At 74.4% G+C, this 14,289-nt stretch carries 14 protein-coding genes; 8 read left to right on the top strand and 6 right to left on the bottom strand.

What is annotated here, in order from left to right:
• Nucleotides 1-187: 187 nt before the first annotated feature.
• The 5 genes from ACSP50_RS21385 to ACSP50_RS21365 are packed head-to-tail and all read left to right on the top strand — an operon-like array spanning nucleotide 188 to nucleotide 5,235.
• On the top strand, nucleotides 188-1,072 hold the full coding sequence (locus ACSP50_RS21385) for a hypothetical protein (protein WP_052311673.1): 885 nt from the start codon (nucleotides 188-190) through the stop codon (nucleotides 1,070-1,072).
• A complete protein-coding gene (locus tag ACSP50_RS21380) occupies nucleotides 1,069-1,689 on the top strand; it encodes a DUF4129 domain-containing protein (protein ID WP_014691350.1) in 621 nt (206 codons plus the stop codon). Before ACSP50_RS21385 ends, ACSP50_RS21380 begins: the two co-directional genes overlap by 4 nt.
• Nucleotides 1,686-2,960 carry a DUF4350 domain-containing protein gene (locus ACSP50_RS21375; protein ID WP_014691349.1) on the top strand — a complete coding sequence of 425 codons (1,275 nt, stop codon included), beginning with the start codon at nucleotides 1,686-1,688 and terminating at the stop codon, nucleotides 2,958-2,960. The genes ACSP50_RS21380 and ACSP50_RS21375 overlap by 4 nt, the downstream gene beginning before the upstream one ends.
• On the top strand, nucleotides 2,957-3,919 hold the full coding sequence (locus ACSP50_RS21370; RefSeq protein ID WP_014691348.1) for a MoxR family ATPase: 963 nt from the start codon (nucleotides 2,957-2,959) through the stop codon (nucleotides 3,917-3,919). Before ACSP50_RS21375 ends, ACSP50_RS21370 begins: the two co-directional genes overlap by 4 nt.
• A complete protein-coding gene (locus ACSP50_RS21365) occupies nucleotides 3,919-5,235 on the top strand; it encodes a DUF58 domain-containing protein (RefSeq protein WP_014691347.1) in 1,317 nt (438 codons plus the stop codon). The genes ACSP50_RS21370 and ACSP50_RS21365 overlap by 1 nt, the downstream gene beginning before the upstream one ends.
• A gap of 4 nt (nucleotides 5,236-5,239) precedes the next feature.
• On the opposite strand, the gene ACSP50_RS21360 is transcribed toward ACSP50_RS21365, so the two are convergent.
• Complete coding sequence (locus ACSP50_RS21360; protein WP_043515011.1) at nucleotides 5,240-6,226, bottom strand: stage II sporulation protein M; 987 nt, start codon at nucleotides 6,224-6,226, stop codon at nucleotides 5,240-5,242.
• Nucleotides 6,227-6,284: 58 nt separating this feature from the next.
• Here ACSP50_RS21360 and ACSP50_RS21355 point away from each other — a divergent pair, with 58 nt between their 5' ends.
• Both ACSP50_RS21355 and ACSP50_RS21350 read left to right on the top strand, forming a co-directional pair.
• Entirely contained in the window at nucleotides 6,285-7,172 is an 888-nt protein-coding gene (locus ACSP50_RS21355; protein WP_043515009.1) for an RDD family protein, read from the top strand.
• A 5-nt stretch (nucleotides 7,173-7,177) separates the two neighbouring features.
• On the top strand, nucleotides 7,178-7,624 hold the full coding sequence (locus ACSP50_RS21350; RefSeq protein ID WP_052311672.1) for a GNAT family N-acetyltransferase: 447 nt from the start codon (nucleotides 7,178-7,180) through the stop codon (nucleotides 7,622-7,624).
• Here ACSP50_RS21350 and ACSP50_RS21345 read toward each other — a convergent pair.
• Entirely contained in the window at nucleotides 7,621-8,460 is an 840-nt protein-coding gene (locus ACSP50_RS21345) for an oxidoreductase (protein WP_014691343.1), read from the bottom strand. The genes ACSP50_RS21350 and ACSP50_RS21345 overlap by 4 nt on opposite strands.
• Before the next feature lie 300 nt (nucleotides 8,461-8,760).
• Here ACSP50_RS21345 and ACSP50_RS21340 point away from each other — a divergent pair, with 300 nt between their 5' ends.
• The gene (locus ACSP50_RS21340) at nucleotides 8,761-9,399 is read left to right on the top strand and encodes a hypothetical protein (RefSeq protein ID WP_014691342.1); all 639 of its coding nucleotides are present in this window, start codon (nucleotides 8,761-8,763) and stop codon (nucleotides 9,397-9,399) included.
• 15 nt (nucleotides 9,400-9,414) lie between these two features.
• Here the strand turns inward: ACSP50_RS21340 and ACSP50_RS21335 are convergent, their stop codons facing one another.
• The 4 genes from ACSP50_RS21335 to ACSP50_RS21320 form a co-directional block, all read right to left on the bottom strand.
• Entirely contained in the window at nucleotides 9,415-10,257 is an 843-nt protein-coding gene (locus ACSP50_RS21335) for a PHP domain-containing protein (protein ID WP_014691341.1), read from the bottom strand.
• Between the two features lie 10 nt (nucleotides 10,258-10,267).
• On the bottom strand, nucleotides 10,268-11,263 hold the full coding sequence (locus ACSP50_RS21330; RefSeq protein WP_014691340.1) for a hypothetical protein: 996 nt from the start codon (nucleotides 11,261-11,263) through the stop codon (nucleotides 10,268-10,270).
• A gap of 87 nt (nucleotides 11,264-11,350) precedes the next feature.
• Complete coding sequence (locus tag ACSP50_RS21325; protein WP_014691339.1) at nucleotides 11,351-13,087, bottom strand: bifunctional diguanylate cyclase/phosphodiesterase; 1,737 nt, start codon at nucleotides 13,085-13,087, stop codon at nucleotides 11,351-11,353.
• A gap of 14 nt (nucleotides 13,088-13,101) precedes the next feature.
• A complete protein-coding gene (locus tag ACSP50_RS21320; protein WP_043511866.1) occupies nucleotides 13,102-14,289 on the bottom strand; it encodes an FIST signal transduction protein in 1,188 nt (395 codons plus the stop codon).

The raw sequence follows: 14,289 nt of genomic DNA, 5'->3' as shown, positions 1-14,289 counted from the left end.
TCTGCCGGTTCTCGGGGCTGCCGGCAACCGGCTACGGCGCGGGACGACCCGGCCCAGCCGAGACCCCCGACGGGCGCCGCGCCCAGGAGCAGCGGTGGACTTTCTCCACGAAAGCGGCCGCGACGTATCAAAGGGCGGGCATACCTGCCGCGAGGCGGTGTCGGACCCCTCGCTTAGGATGCGCGCCATGCGGGGTGAGGCGGGGGCGGCGGTTCTGCCGTTACGGGTGGCGACCGCGGGGGAATCGCTGGACAACGCGGTGGCGTTGTTGCGGCGGCGGGCCCTGCCGCTGCTGGTCATGGCGGCCGTGCTGGCGGCGGGCGAGCAGGTGCTGCTGCACCGGCTGCGGACGGGGCTGTATCTGCGGCCGCCGTTCTACTGGCCGGACATGGGCTACGACCCCTATTACGGCTATCGCGGGCAGCCGGGCGCCTTCGGCGTCTGGTGGCAGGTGGTGGCGACCGGGCTGGCGACCGAGGTGCTGATCATCACGTTGTTGGGGGCGTATGCGGGGGCCGCCGCGGGGCCGGCCCTGGTCGGCCGCTCGGTGACCAACCGGGGGGTGTTACGGCGTACGCCACCCTGGTCCGCCCTGCTGATCGCGGTCGTGCTGGCCGCGGCGGCCTGGCCCCTGGCGTACCTGGGCCTGGTGGGGTTGATCGTGCTTTACGGCCTTTTCGGGCTGGCCGTGCCGATGCTGGCGTTCGACGGGGTCAACCCGGTGCGCGCGGTGGTGCGGTCCGGGCAGTTGTCGGTGCGGACCGGGGCGCGGGTGGCGCGGGTCCGGATTCTGGGCTACCTGACCTGGCTGGGCATCCGGGCGGCGCTCGGCTTCGGGTGGATCGCGGTGGCCGGCATGCTGGCCGTCAACGTGGCCGACGCCGGCTGGCTGGACTGGGTCGTCCCGATCGCCTGGGGGATCGCGAACACGGTGGCCTACGCCGCGCTGGCCTGCCTCGACGCGGTGCTGCTGGTGGACGCCCGGATCCGGACCGAGGGGCTGGACATCGCGCTGCACCGCGCCCGGGCGCGCGGCGAGGATGACGCCGCCGTGGTGGCGGGCGCGCGATGAGGGGCTACGACGAGTTCGTCGGCCGGATCTTCGACGTGGTGCCGGGCCGGGTCCTGCTGCTCATCCTGATCATCGTGGCGGGTCTGACCGCCGCCCTGTGGTACTGGTATCCGTCCTGGGTGCCGCGCCGGATGCCCCGGATGCCCCGGCTGCCGCGCTTCCGGCTGCCGCGGTTCCCCCGCTGGCGACTGCCCCGGTTCCGGCGGCGGCGGAGGGTCAGGAAGAAACCGGACCCCGTGCGGCCGTCGCCGGTGCCCGACGACGACCCGGTGGCCGATGAGCCACAGCCGATCGGCGGCCTGTCCCTGGCCGACCGGTTCGCCCTGCAGGGGCGGTATGCCGAGGCGATCCGGGAGCGGCTGCGTGACACCGTCCGCGACCTCGCCCGGGCCGGCGTGATCACCCCGGAGCCGGGCGCCACCGCGGCCGAGCTGGCCGCGGCCGCCGCGGTGCGCCAGCCGGTGGTGAGCGCGCCGCTGGGCGGCGCCACCGAGATCTTCTCCGAGATCTGGTACGGGCGGCGGGAGGCCTCGCCGGGTCACGACGCCCGGATGCGTACGCTCACCGACGAGGTCCGTGCCGCCCTCACCACCGTGCCGGGAGGGCCGCGACCGTGACCGTCAAGAGACGCCGCCTGCGCGTCGTGATCCCGCTGGCGGTGCTGTTCGCGCTGGTCGCCGGCACCCTGATCGTCCACGCGATCGAGCAGCCCGATCAGGACGACAGCGACTTCCTGTCGCCGGTCAGCAGCGCCGGGATCGGCGCCGACCGGCTCGCCGGCCTGCTGCGCGGGCGCGGGGTCGGCATCGTCCGGGAGACCACCTCGGACGAGGCGATCGCCGCGCTCGCCGGCGGGGACGCCACCCTGTTCGTCACCACCCCGGCGATCGCCGACCTGGCCCGGATCAGCCTGCCCGACGGCCGGGCCGGGATCCGGATCGTCGTCGTCGCCCCCGAGCAGGCGCAGCTGACCGCGACGCCGTGGCCGGTGCGGGTGCGGGATTCCCGGTGGACCACCGAGGTCGCCAGTCCCGACTGTGCCGATCCGCTGGCCACCGGCGCCGGGCGGGCCGGCGTGCACGGCCTGCGCTACACCTCCGCGGCGGCGACCAGCTGCTACGACGGCTCGCTGCTCGACGTGCCGGCCGGGCAGGCCGCGGTCACCGTGATCGGGGCGGCCGACCCGTTCCGCAACGACCGGATCGGCGAGCACGGCAACGAGGCGCTCGCGGTAGGGCTGCTGGCACGCACCTCCCGGGTGGTCTGGCTGGACCAGCACCGGCGGGACACCCCGCCGGCACCGGCCACGACGCCGACCGACGAGGACACCGAGGACCCGTACGCCGCGCCGCCGACCCGGGAGCGGGAGACCGCCCGGCCCGACCGGGCGCCGCGGCGGACCCCGGCGGGTCCCGGCGGTGGCGGCGACGATGACCAGGCGCGGGGCGGCGGCGAGCCGGACCCGCTGTTCCAGGCGTTCCCGCCGGCCGTCTTCGCGACCGTCGCCCTGCTCGCGCTGGCCCTGCTGGCGCTGGCCGGGGCGGCCGCGCGCCGGCTCGGCACACCGGTCAGCGAGCCGTTGCCGTCCCGGGTGCCGTCGAACGAGACGATGCTCGGGCATGCCCGGCTCTACCAGCGGGCCCGGGCCCGCGACGAGTCGCTGGGCCTGCTGCGGTCCGCGGCCCGCCGGCGGATCACGGCGCACCTGGGCCTGCCGCCCGGGGCGCTGCTCGCCGACCTGGCCGAGCATTCCGGATACGACGAGGACGACATCCGCGAGATCCTCGCCGACTTCCACCCCGACAACGACGACGAGCTGGTCTCGGCCGCCGCCGCCGTGCAGAACCTGGTACGCGAGATCACCGGATTTGAAGGAGACCAGCCGTGACCCCCGATGCCCAAGAAGCCCGCCTCGCCCTGGGCCGGCTGCGCGCCGAGGTCGGCAAGGCCGTCGTCGGCCAGGACGCGGTGATCGGCGGCGTCGTGGTGGCGCTGCTCTGCGGCGGCCACGTGCTCCTCGAGGGCGTTCCCGGGGTGGCCAAGACGCTGCTGGTGCGCACCCTGGCCGCCGCCCTCGACCTGGACACCAAGCGGGTGCAGTTCACCCCCGACCTGATGCCCGGCGACGTCACCGGCTCGCTGGTGTACGACTCGCGGACCGCCGCGTTCAACTTCCGGGCCGGCCCGGTCTTCACCAACCTGCTGCTCGCCGACGAGATCAACCGGACGCCGCCGAAGACGCAGGCGGCCCTGCTGGAGGCGATGGAGGAACGCCAGGTCAGTGTGGACGGCACGGCCCGGCTGCTGCCCCAGCCGTTCCTGGTCGCCGCCACCCAGAACCCGATCGAGTACGAGGGCACCTACCCGCTGCCCGAGGCCCAGCTGGACCGCTTCCTGCTCAAGCTCGTGGTGCCGTTGCCGGAACGCGACGCCGAGCTGAACGTGCTGCGCGCCCACCACCACGGCTTCGACCCGCGCGACCTCAAGGCCGCCGGGGTGAGCGCGGTGGCCGGCGCCGCCGACCTGGCCGCCGGCCGGGCCGCGGTGCAGCGGGTGCAGGTCGCCGACCCGGTGCTCGCCTACGTCGTCGACCTGTGCCGGGCCACCCGGGTGGCCCCGGCGCTGGAGCTGGGCGCGTCCCCGCGCGGTGCGACCGCGCTGCTGGCCGCGTCCAAGGCGCACGCCTGGCTGAACGGCCGCGACTACGTGGTGCCCGACGATGTGAAGGGCTACACGTTGCCGACCCTGCGACACCGGATCCGGCTGCGCGCCGACGCCGAGCTGGACGGGGTGACCGTCGAGTCGGTGCTGGCCGCCGTCCTGGCCTCGGTGCCGGCGCCGCGCTGATGATCACCAGGCGTTTCGCCGGGCTGCTCGCGGCCGGACTGCCGCTGCCGGCGCTGCTGCCGTCGCCGTGGCTGGGACTGGCCGTGGTGCTGATCCTGGCCGGCGGGCTGGCCCTGGCCGACCTGGCCGTCGCCGGCCCGCTGAACGGGCTGCGGCTGCGCCGCGACGGCGACCGCACGGTCTGGCTCGGCCACCCGGCCACCACCCGGCTGACCGTCACCAACACCTCGGACCGCACCGTCCGGGTCGGCCTGCGGGACAGCTGGGTGCCGTCGGCCGGCGCCGGGCCGCTGCGGCACAGCCTGGAGCTGGCGCCGGGCGGGGAGGGCACGGTCACCACGACACTGACGCCGACCCGGCACGGCGACCGGCCCGCGGTGCGGGTCACCACCCGGTCGTACGGACCGCTCGGTCTCGCCTACCGGCAGCGGCGCCGGGCGTTCAACGACCGGCAGACCCCGGCGTGGACGCTGCGGGTGCTGCCCCGCTTCCCGTCCCGCCGGATCCTGCCGGAGAAACTCGCCCGGATCCGGGTCCTGGACGGCGCCGTGGTCACCCGCGGCCGCGGCCACGGCACCGAGTTCGACGTGCTGCGCGAGTACGTGATCGGCGACGACGTCCGGTCGATCGACTGGCGGGCCAGCGCCCGGCATCACGACGTGGTGGTCCGCACCTGGCGCCCGGAACGCGACCGGCGCGTCTACTGCGTGCTGGACACCGGCCGCACGTCGGCGGTCCGGATCGGCGACGCGCCCCGGCTGGACAACGCGATCGACGCGGCCCTGCTGCTGTCGGTGCTGGCCGCCCGCGCCGACGACCGGGTCGACCTGCTCGCCCTGGACACCGAGATCCGGGTCCGGGTCGAGGGCGGCGGGCACCGCACCCAGCTGCCCCGGCTGATCGACGGCATGGCCTCGCTGGAACCGGCCCTGGCCGAGACCGACTTCACGCTGCTGGGCCGCGAGCTGCTGCGCCGGGACCGCAAGCGCGCCCTCGTGGTGATCTTCACGGCGCTGGACACCGCCCCGATGATCGAGGGCCTGCTGCCGGTGCTGCCGCGGCTGGCCGCCCGGCACAAGGTGGTGGTGGCCGGGGTGCGCGATCCGCAGGTGGCCCGGCTGGCCGCGCTGCCGGCCACGCCGACCGCCGCGGACGTGCACACGGCCGCGGCCGCCGAGCGGGTGCTCGCCGAACGGGACCGGGTGCGCGACGTGCTGGGCCGGTCCGGGGCGACCGTGGTCGACGCCGACGCGGCCGACTTCGCGAGCCGGGTGGCCGACGTCTACCTGCTGCTCAAGGCCAGCGGCCGGCTCTGAGCGCTCAGGCGGTCGGCAGGTCCGCGTGGTCCGGGCCGGCCGGCGCCCGGGCGTCCGCCCGCCGGCCCCAGAGCAGGGCGTACCAGAGGAAGCCGAGCCAGACCACGGCGCCGATGCCGACCCGGACCACGGCCGGCAGCCCGGACGGGGTGACGAACGCCTCCAGGCAGCCGGCCACCGCGAGCGCCACCACCAGGCCGACCGCGATCACCATGCCCTCCCGGAACCAGTCGATCAGCGACTGGCGGCGGGTCCGGGACGGCCCCGGCGCGATCCACGCCCAGCCGATCCGCAGCCCGACCCCGGCGCCGACGAACAGGCAGGTGATCTCCAGCAGGCCGTGCGGGGCCAGATAGATCAGGAAGGTGTCACCGGCGTTGCGGCTGACCATCACCGCGCCGAGCACCCCGGTGTTGAGCAGGTTGCCCCAGAGCAGGTAGAGCACCGGCAGGATGAGCACCCCGGCGGCCAGGCACTGGGCGGTCAGCAGCGCGTTGTTCGTCCATACCTGCAGCGCGAAGTTCTGCGCCCGGTACTCGCTGTAGTAGCTGACGAAGCTGCGGCCGGCGATGTCCTCGATCTGGTCGCCGGAGACGAAGGCGGCCAGCGCGTCCGGGTGGTCGGCCAGATACCACACCATCGCCGCGGTCACCGTGACCAGCACCACGCCCACCGTGCCCCACCAGGCCCGGGTCCGGAAGAGCGCGCCGGGCAGGCGGTAGGCGAAGAAGTCGGCCAGCGGTCGCAGGGAGAAGCCGCCGGAGGTACGGGTCACCGCGGCCCGCCCGGCCAGCACCAGCCGGGACAGGTCGGCCAGCAGCACCGGATCGGCGTTGCGGCTGCGCAGCGCCGACAGGTGGGTGGCCGCCCGCTGGTAGAGCACCACCAGCTCGTCCAGCTCGCCCGGGTTGAGGTCCTTGGCCCGGCCGGCGAGCAGCTCCAGCCGCCGCCACTCGCCGCCGCGCTCGGCCAGATACGCGTCGAGATCCATCATGAGTTCTGCCGCCCCCGCCGGTTCGTTGTGCGGAAGCGTAGTGGACGCTGTGCGGGTGACAGCAGCAGCCACCGACCTGGTCACCGCCGAGGCGGTCGCCCTCGACCTGCGCCCGGCCCGGCTCGGTTCCCGGGCCATCGCGTTGGGCATCGACATCCTGGTGCAGGCGGTCATCGCCCTCGTCCTGTCCATGGTCGGCAGCGCGGTGCTGGCCACCCTGCCGGAGAGCATCGTCGACGACGCGCTGTACGCGGCGACGGTGCGGATCGCGATCGTGCTGGTCCTGCTCGGCTATCCGACGCTGGTCGAGACCCGGACCAACGGCCGCAGCCTCGGCAAGTCGGCGATGGGCCTGCGGGTGATCCGCGAGGACGGCGGTCCGATCCGGGCCCGGCACGCCTTCACCCGCGCCCTGGTCGGCCTGGCCATCGAGTGGCCCGGCCTGCTGCTGCCGTTGGTGACCTGGGTGGTGGCGCTGGCCGTGATGCTGTTCTCGGCGCAGGGCCGGCGTCTCGGCGATCTCGCGGCCGGCACGATCGTGGTGCACGAGCGGCGGCCGATGTCGTTCCGTTTCGTGCCGGCCATGCCGGTCGGCCTGGCCCCGTGGGCGGCCGGGCTGGACCTGGCCGCGGTCGACGACGAGCTGGCCGGGCAGGTGCGGCAGCTGCTGTCCCGCTTCGGTGACCTGGCCGAGCCGCACCGCACCGCGCTGATGCACCTGCTCGCCGGTGAGGTGGGCGCCCGGGTGACGCCACCGCCACCGCCGGGCACCCCGCCGTACTACTTCCTGGCCGCGGTGCTCGCCGAGCGGCGCCGGCGGTCGGCCGCGTCGCTGATGGCCGGGCGCCTGGTCACCGAGCGGCTGCTGCCTGGTTTCGGGCGGTTCGTGCAGGCCGCGCCGCGGCTGGTGCGCCCCGGCACGCCGCCCGGCGGGTCGATGTGACCGGGGTGCGGCTGGAGCCGATGACCGAGGAGGAGTACCGGTCGTGGCGGGCCGACGCGGAGGCGCACTACACCCGGAGCGTCATCGCGTCCGGCCGGTCACCGCACGATGCGGCCCGTTTCGCCGCCGACACCTATCAGCGGTTGCTGCCCGGCGGCTTCGCCACCGCGGACAACCATCTCTGGTACGCCCATGACGGTGACCGCCGGGTCGGCTTCCTCTGGATCAAGGTGGAGCACGGCGCCGCGTTCGTCCACAACGTGGCTGTCGAGCCGGACCTGCGCCGGCAGGGTCACGGCCGGGCGATCATGCAGGCTGTCGAGCGCTGGTGCCGGGAGCGCGGACTGACCCGGATCGGCCTGCACGTCTTCGCCCACAACACCGGCGCCCGCGCCCTGTACGAGGCGCTGGGCTTCGTCGAGACCGGCCGCAACCTCGCCAAGGATCTCTAGAACAGGCCGGCCGGCAGGTCGAGGGCCGCTCCGGCGAGGTTTTCCCGCAGGTGGGCGACCGACGACGTACCGGGAATCAGCATGATGTTCGGGGAGCGCCGCAGCAGCCAGGCGAGCGCGACCGCCATCGGCGTCGCGCCGAGGTCGTCGGCGGCCCGCCGCAACTCGGCGGTCTGCAGCGGGCTGAAGCCGCCGAGCGGGAAATAGGGCACGTAGGCGATGCCCTGCGCGGCCAGCGCGTCGATCAGCGGATCGTCCTCCCGGTTCGCCAGGTTGTAGAAGTTCTGCACGCAGACGACCGGGGCGATGGCCTGCGCCTCGGCGACCTGCTCGGCGCTGACCGTGCTCAGCCCCAGGTGCCGGATCAGGCCCTCGCGGCGCAGGTCGGCGAGGGTGCCGAACATCTCCGCGATCGAGCCCGGCTCGGGCCGGTCGAAGCCGCCGACCCGCAGGTTGACCACGTCGAGGGTGTCCAGGCCGAGGCGGCGCAGGTTGTCGTGGACCTGGTCGCGCAGCTCGCGCGGGCTGCGGGCGTGCGGCCAGCCGCCGGTCTCGTCGCGGCGGGCGCCGACCTTGGTGACGATGTGCAGATCGTCCGGGTAGGGGGCGAGGGCCTCGCGGATGATCTCGTTGGTCACGTGCGGGCCGTAGAAGTCGGCCGTGTCCAGGTGGTTGATGCCCAGGTCGACGGCGGTGCGCAGGACGGCGATCGCGGCGTCGCGGTCTTTCGGCGGGCCGAAGACGCCGGGCCCGGCGAGCTGCATCGCGCCGTAGCCGAAACGGGTGAGGTCGAGGTCGCCGACGCGGTAGCGCCCGCCGGGCAGGTCGTGGTTCATGCCACCACCATGCCGCGCGGCGCCGCCGGTAGGGAGGACCCGGTCATCCTGGGACCGGCAGGGCCAGGCAAGCGGTCCAGCCTCCTAGGATGCGTGAGGCGCCGTGACGGGCGTGCCGCCGCCCGGGCTGCGGGAACCGGCCACGCGACACTGCACCCCGCTCTAGCCGGTGACGGCCTGTTCCAGCCGCACGTCCACGGCCTGTCGGGCGGCCCGGCCAAAGGCGTCGCCGCCGTCACATGATTGCCGGATCCGCCCGGGACGCCTACGCGGCCCGGTGCGGGCTGCCAGGATCGTGAGGTGGACTTCCGGCAGGCAGCGGCGGACGGGCGGCAGACGGCCGAGGCGCTCGGGGCGCTGCAGGCCTGGCTGCTCGCCGAGGACGCCTATCGGCGTGGCGGGGTGCCCGACGAGGTGCTCCAGTTCCTTCAGGACCATGTCGGCCACCTGCTCGGGCCGCAGGCGATGGCCACGGCCCAGATCTTCCTGCGCGGACACGCTGACTGGGCCACGCCCGCGCGGGACCGGGCGCTGCTGCTGGACCTGCTCGCGGAGATCGAGGGCGCGCGCCGGCCCGGCTTCGAGTTCGGGTGGTACGCCTTCGGGCCGGACGGTGCGGACGACGGGCCGACGACGCTGCTGGTGATGGCGGAGTACGGCGTCCACGATCCGGTGTGGGAGCGGCCGCGGGGCAGCGGCTCACCGGTGTCGCTGGCCGATCACGGCGTCTCGGAGTCGCTGGTGCGGCGGCTGCGGGCGTGGAACGAGACGTTCGAGCGGTACGGGACCCGCGACGAGGATCGGGCGGACGACGCGTGGGCCGCCGAGGGTCTGGCGCTGGCGCACGAGTTGCAGCGGGAGCTGCCGGACGTGGAGGTCCGCTACTACCACGGTGACGACGACCGTCCGCTGCGCGACGTGGTCACCGGGGCGTCCTGACCGGCCCGGCGTCGGTCAGGCCCGGGGCCACAGGTCCCACGGGGTGCGGCCGGGGCGGAAGCCGAAGGCGTCGGCCATCGCGGTGGCCTCGCGGAAACCGTTGGCGACCAGCTCGGGGCGGTGCGCGTCGCTGCCGAAGCTGACCGCCCGGCCGCCCTCCTCGTGCCACCAGCGCAGGATGGTGGCGTCCATCGGGATCCGGGTGTTGATCTCCAGGGCGCGGCCGGACTCGGCGGTGGCGCGCAACGCGTACCGGAAATCGTCCTCGAACAACGCCGGGTCGAACGGCCCGGACTTCTCGGCGGGCCAGGAGCGCAGCGGATAGTCGATGTGCGCCAGCACGGTGAACGGGTCGTCGCCGGCGACCATCCGGGGGATCTCGGCGAGGTACTCGCGGACCAGGGCGGCCGGGTCGCGGTGCGGGAACAGCGCCCACGGCTCGGCGAAGCCGGCGCCGTCGGGCAGGCAGTGCAGCGAGCCGAGGACCCGGTCGAAGGTGCCGGCCGAGAGGATCCTGGCGCACTGCTCGGCGTACCAGTGCGGCTCGCCGATCTCCAGCCCGGTGAGGATCCGCAGGCCGGGGAAGCGGTCGCGGCAGCGTTCGACGGCGGCCAGGTAGCCCTCGGCGTCGAAGGCGGGCGGGTGCAGGATGCCGTCGGCGTCGGCGGCGGCGGTCAGCTCCGGGCTCGCGTACGGGCCGTCGACCGGGACCGGCCAGCTGGTGTGGTCGACGTGCTCGGTGAACGCGAGCGCGGGCAGGCCGATCGCGACGGCCCGCTCGCAGGTGCCCTCCATCGACCCGACCCGGGTGTCCCAGGACCACTCGCTGTGCACATGGCTGTCGGCCGGCAAGGTCATGCGCACCAACCTATCGGTGTGGCGCCGCCGGTACCGGTGCGACCCGGGTGACCGCCGCCGCGGTGCTGCGCCGGCGGCTGCCGGCGACGGTCAGGGCCAGGCCCGCGGCCAGCCAGCAGAGCAGCACGGTCAGTGGCCGGGCCGCGGCGTGCCCGTCGAAGAAGGCGGCCGAGCGCAGCAGGGACTGCGAGGCCCCCGGCGGCAGGAACTGCCCGGCGGCGCCGGACCACCCGGGCAGCATCTCGGGCGCGCTGGTCGCCCCGCTCAGCGGGTTGCCCAGCAGCATCAGCAGGACCGCGCCGGCGCCGAAGCCGGCCGTGCCCAGCAGCGACTCGAAGCCCAGGATGGTCAGTGCCGGTGCGCCCAGGGCGAGCGCCATCACCGCGGCGTTGGTCAGGTAGTCACCGGTCAGCGAGCCCAGCCAGTACTGCAGGATGGCGGTCATCGCGAGGCCGCCGAGCGCGGCATAGGTGAGCGCGCCGGCGATCCGCCGGGTGGCGCCGTCGACGCGCAGGCTGAGCAGTACTGCGGCGAGCATGCCGCCGAGGACCATGGGCAGGGCGGCGGCGGCCAGGCCGGCGCCGCGGGCGTCGTCGGCGGGCAGCGGCACGATGTCGCGGACCGGGGGAGCGGCCGATCCGCTGAGGGCCGCGGCGACACCCTGTAGGGCCTGGGCGACGGCCGGGCTGGCGGCCGAGGCGGTGAGCACCTGCGGGGTGCCGCCGGTGAGGTCGATCGCGCCGTACACGTCGCGGTGCCGGATGGCGGTCTCCGCGGCGGCCGTGCCGGCGACGGTGGAAACCGTGAAGGCGCCCGGGCGGTTGTCGGCGACGGCCGCGGTGACCCGGGCCGCGGCGGCCGGGGGACCGGCGACGGCGATCGGGATGTCGTGCACCGCGGCCCGGGTGGCGGGCCAGGCGAACGCGGTCAGCAGCGCGCTGATGATCACCGTGAGCAGGGCGACGGTGGCCAGGACGCGCGGCCAGGGGCTCGGTGCGGTGTTCATGCCGGCTCCTACAAGAGAACGATCATTCGTTTTAGAGTTTGGAGCCCCTCGTGCCGCCGTGTCAAGAACGATCGTTCGTTTTATGGCTCAGGCCGCCTCCGCCGGCGTGATGCTGCCCAGCAGGTCCTCCGGATGCACCGGCCGGCACAGGTGGTACCCCTGCCCCAGGTCGCACCCGAGCATCCGCATCGCGGTGCGCTGTGCCTCCGTCTCGATCCCCTCGATCACCGTGCGCAGCCGCAGCGTCCGGGCCAGCTCGACGATCGTCCGGATCACCGCCATGTCCGCGGTCGTCGGGATCTGCTTGCTGATGAACGCCCGGTCGATCTTCAGTTCGTCGACCGGCAGCCGCTGCAGGTAGGACAGTGACGAATAGCCGGTCCCGAAGTCGTCGATCGACACGTCCACCCCGAGGTCCTGCAGGTCGCGCAGGCAGGCGATGGCCGTCTTCGGGTCGCTCATCAGCACCGACTCGGTCAGCTCCAGGGTGACCGCCTCGGCCGGCAGCCGGGTGTCGCTGAGCATCCGCTCCACGTCCGCGGCGAACTGCGGATCGGTCAGCTGGCGGCCCGAGACGTTCACGTTGATCCCCAGGTGCGGGCGGGTGCGGCGCCAGGCCGCCGCCTGCCGACCGGCGGTGTGCAGCACCCACCGGCCCAGGTCGCTGATCAACCCGGTCTCCTCGGCCATCGGCACGAAGTCGGCCGGCGACACGTACCCCCGCTCCGGGTTCTGCCAGCGCACCAGCGCCTCCACCCCGACCGGCTCGCCGCTGTCCAGGTCGATCAGCGGCTGATACTGCAGCCGGAACTCGCCCAGCGTCAGCGCCCGCTGCAGATCGCCGTTGAGGGTCAGCCGGGCCAGGGCCTCGGCGTGCATCTGCGGCTCGAACAGCACCACCTTGCCCGGGCCCTCGGTCTTGGCCCGGTACATCGCCACGTCTGCGTTGCCCAGCAGCTCACCGGGCGCCGGGCCGGGGCCGGCCGCGATCCCGATGCTGGCGCCGATGAACACGTCCTGCCCGGCCACCGTGAACGGCTTCTTGATCGCGTCGATCAGCCGCTGCGCCACCGGGACGGCCTGGTCCGCCGGGCAGTCGGCGAGCAGCACCGCGAACTCGTCGCCGCCGATCCGGGCGGCCGTGTCGGTCGGCCGCAGGCAGCCGCGCACCCGGCCGGCGACCAGGCCGAGCAGTTCGTCGCCGGCCCGGTGCCCGAGGCTGTCGTTGACCGCCTTGAACCGGTCCAGGTCGATGAAGAGCACACTGGCCGGCACGCTGCCGGCCAGCCGCTCGGCGAGCATCTCGAGGAACAGCATCCGGGTCGGCAGACCGGTCAGCGGGTCGTGCCGGGCCTCGCGCAGCGACTCGATCAGGGTGAGCCGCTCGGACGCCTCCCGCTCCCGGTCCTCGCGCAGCGACCGTTCCGTGGTGAGCAGGCCGATGTTGGTCAGCGCCAGGCCCAGCGTCTGCGCCATCGCCTGCAGCAGCTGCCGCTCCTCCGGGTCCAGCGGGTCGCCGGCCCGGGCCAGCAGCAGCGTCCCGCCCGGCTTCGCCCCGAACCGGACGGTGCTCACGTGCAGCTCACCGATCCCGGGCACGGTCAGCATCGCCGGCCGCGGGTCACCGTCCAGCAGGGACTGCAGCTGCTCGCGGCTCGCGCCCCAGGCCACCTCGACCCGGCCGTCGCGCAGCACCGCCCCGATCTCGGTCTCCAGCACCTCGGCAGCCCGTTCGACGGCGACCATGATCGCGGAGTGTTCCTCCTGCGGCGCGCAGACCGCGGCGAAGAACTCGGTGAGCTGATGGGTCGACCAGTGGTTCATCGTGCTGTCCGTTCTCAGGCCAGGGCCAGGGTGACCAGGGTGAAGTGGTGCATGCCGAGGGCGCCACGGACCCGGGCGATCTCCCCGTTGGTGTAGAAGCCGCCGTACGGCACGCCGTCGAGCCGTTTGCCGATCTCGGCGTTCTCCCGCTCCACCCCCGCCTCACCCAGCTTGATCCAGCGGGCCGCGCAGTCGAACACCAGCATGCCCAGCGCCGGGACCCCGCCCAGCGCGTCGAGCGCCTGCCCGGCCGCCTCGCCGGCCCCGTCGAGCAGCGCGTCGCTGTCGCTCTCCATCAGCCAGACCAGCGCGCCCTGCGGCACGTCGGCCAGGCAGAGCAGCGACCGGTCGGTCCGGTTTCCGTCGTGGATCACCCGGATGTCCTCGCCGCTGCGCCGGGACAGCCCCAGCGGGTGGTGGAACGCCAGCTCCCGGAACCCGGCCGGGTCGTCGAGCGCGGACTCGTCCACGCCCAGCCGGCGCAGGAAGACGTCCAGGGCCGGTTCGCCGTCGAGCTCCAGCACCCGTCCGTCACGGCTGCTGGTCACCACCAGCGCGTCGCCGTCCTTGCGCCAGCCGTGTGCGATGCCCACCCCGAGCGGCCGATCCGAGCCGACCGCCACCCCGACCACCGCGTCGGACAGGATCGCCACCCCGTCGCGACCGCCGTGGAACTGGTAGGTCCGCACATACGTCAGGTCGTCCCCGGCGCACCCGCCGACCAGCGGGATCGCCGCGCCGGCCACCGAGAAGGCGCCGCGCACGATTTCGTGCTGGGTGCCGGTCAACCCGTCCCCGATCATCAGCAACGCCCGATGCTCCGCATCGATCCCGGCCAGTGCCGACGCGGCCCGCGCTCCCGACTCCCGGAGGCGGCCACTCACGCTCTCCGACACCTGGGTACGGACGGAGAACCCCGCCCCGCCCCACGCCGTCATGGCCACCCCGGCCCGACTCACCCGCCCCTCGGCCAACTGCCCCGACGTCGTGCAGCCGACGATCACCGTGGCCGGCCCGGCCTGCGCCCGCAGCGCGTCGAACAGCTCGGGCACCTGGTAGCCGACCGAGCAGAACACGAACACGACGGCCGGCACCCGCCCGCCCAGCGCGCCGGCGGCCGCCTCCGCCCCGGCCGCGGCCGGATCGCTCAGCGTGCTGTGCCCACTGCCGAACCACCGCTCCCCACCGATGCCATCCGTCAT

It is taken from the genome of Actinoplanes sp. SE50/110 (assembly GCF_900119315.1).
Taxonomy (GTDB): Bacteria; Actinomycetota; Actinomycetes; order Mycobacteriales; family Micromonosporaceae; genus Actinoplanes.
The sequence above is the reverse complement of the archived record's forward strand: the minus strand, read 5'-3'. Positions and strand labels throughout refer to the sequence as shown.

What these genes read in the sequence shown, in the direction of transcription:
- ACSP50_RS21330 (WP_014691340.1), bottom strand. Translation starts at nt 11,263, where the DNA reads ATGAACACCGCACCGAGCCCCTGGCCGCGCGTCCTGGCCACCGTCGCC.
- ACSP50_RS21345 (WP_014691343.1), bottom strand. Translation starts at nt 8,460, where the DNA reads ATGAACCACGACCTGCCCGGCGGGCGCTACCGCGTCGGCGACCTCGAC.
- ACSP50_RS21335 (WP_014691341.1), bottom strand. Translation starts at nt 10,257, where the DNA reads ATGACCTTGCCGGCCGACAGCCATGTGCACAGCGAGTGGTCCTGGGAC.
- ACSP50_RS21365 (WP_014691347.1), top strand. Translation starts at nt 3,919, where the DNA reads ATGATCACCAGGCGTTTCGCCGGGCTGCTCGCGGCCGGACTGCCGCTG.
- ACSP50_RS21360 (WP_043515011.1), bottom strand. Translation starts at nt 6,226, where the DNA reads ATGGATCTCGACGCGTATCTGGCCGAGCGCGGCGGCGAGTGGCGGCGG.
- ACSP50_RS21325 (WP_014691339.1), bottom strand. Translation starts at nt 13,087, where the DNA reads ATGAACCACTGGTCGACCCATCAGCTCACCGAGTTCTTCGCCGCGGTC.
- ACSP50_RS21320 (WP_043511866.1), bottom strand. Translation starts at nt 14,289, where the DNA reads ATGACGGATGGCATCGGTGGGGAGCGGTGGTTCGGCAGTGGGCACAGC.
- ACSP50_RS21385 (WP_052311673.1), top strand. Translation starts at nt 188, where the DNA reads ATGCGGGGTGAGGCGGGGGCGGCGGTTCTGCCGTTACGGGTGGCGACC.
- ACSP50_RS21380 (WP_014691350.1), top strand. Translation starts at nt 1,069, where the DNA reads ATGAGGGGCTACGACGAGTTCGTCGGCCGGATCTTCGACGTGGTGCCG.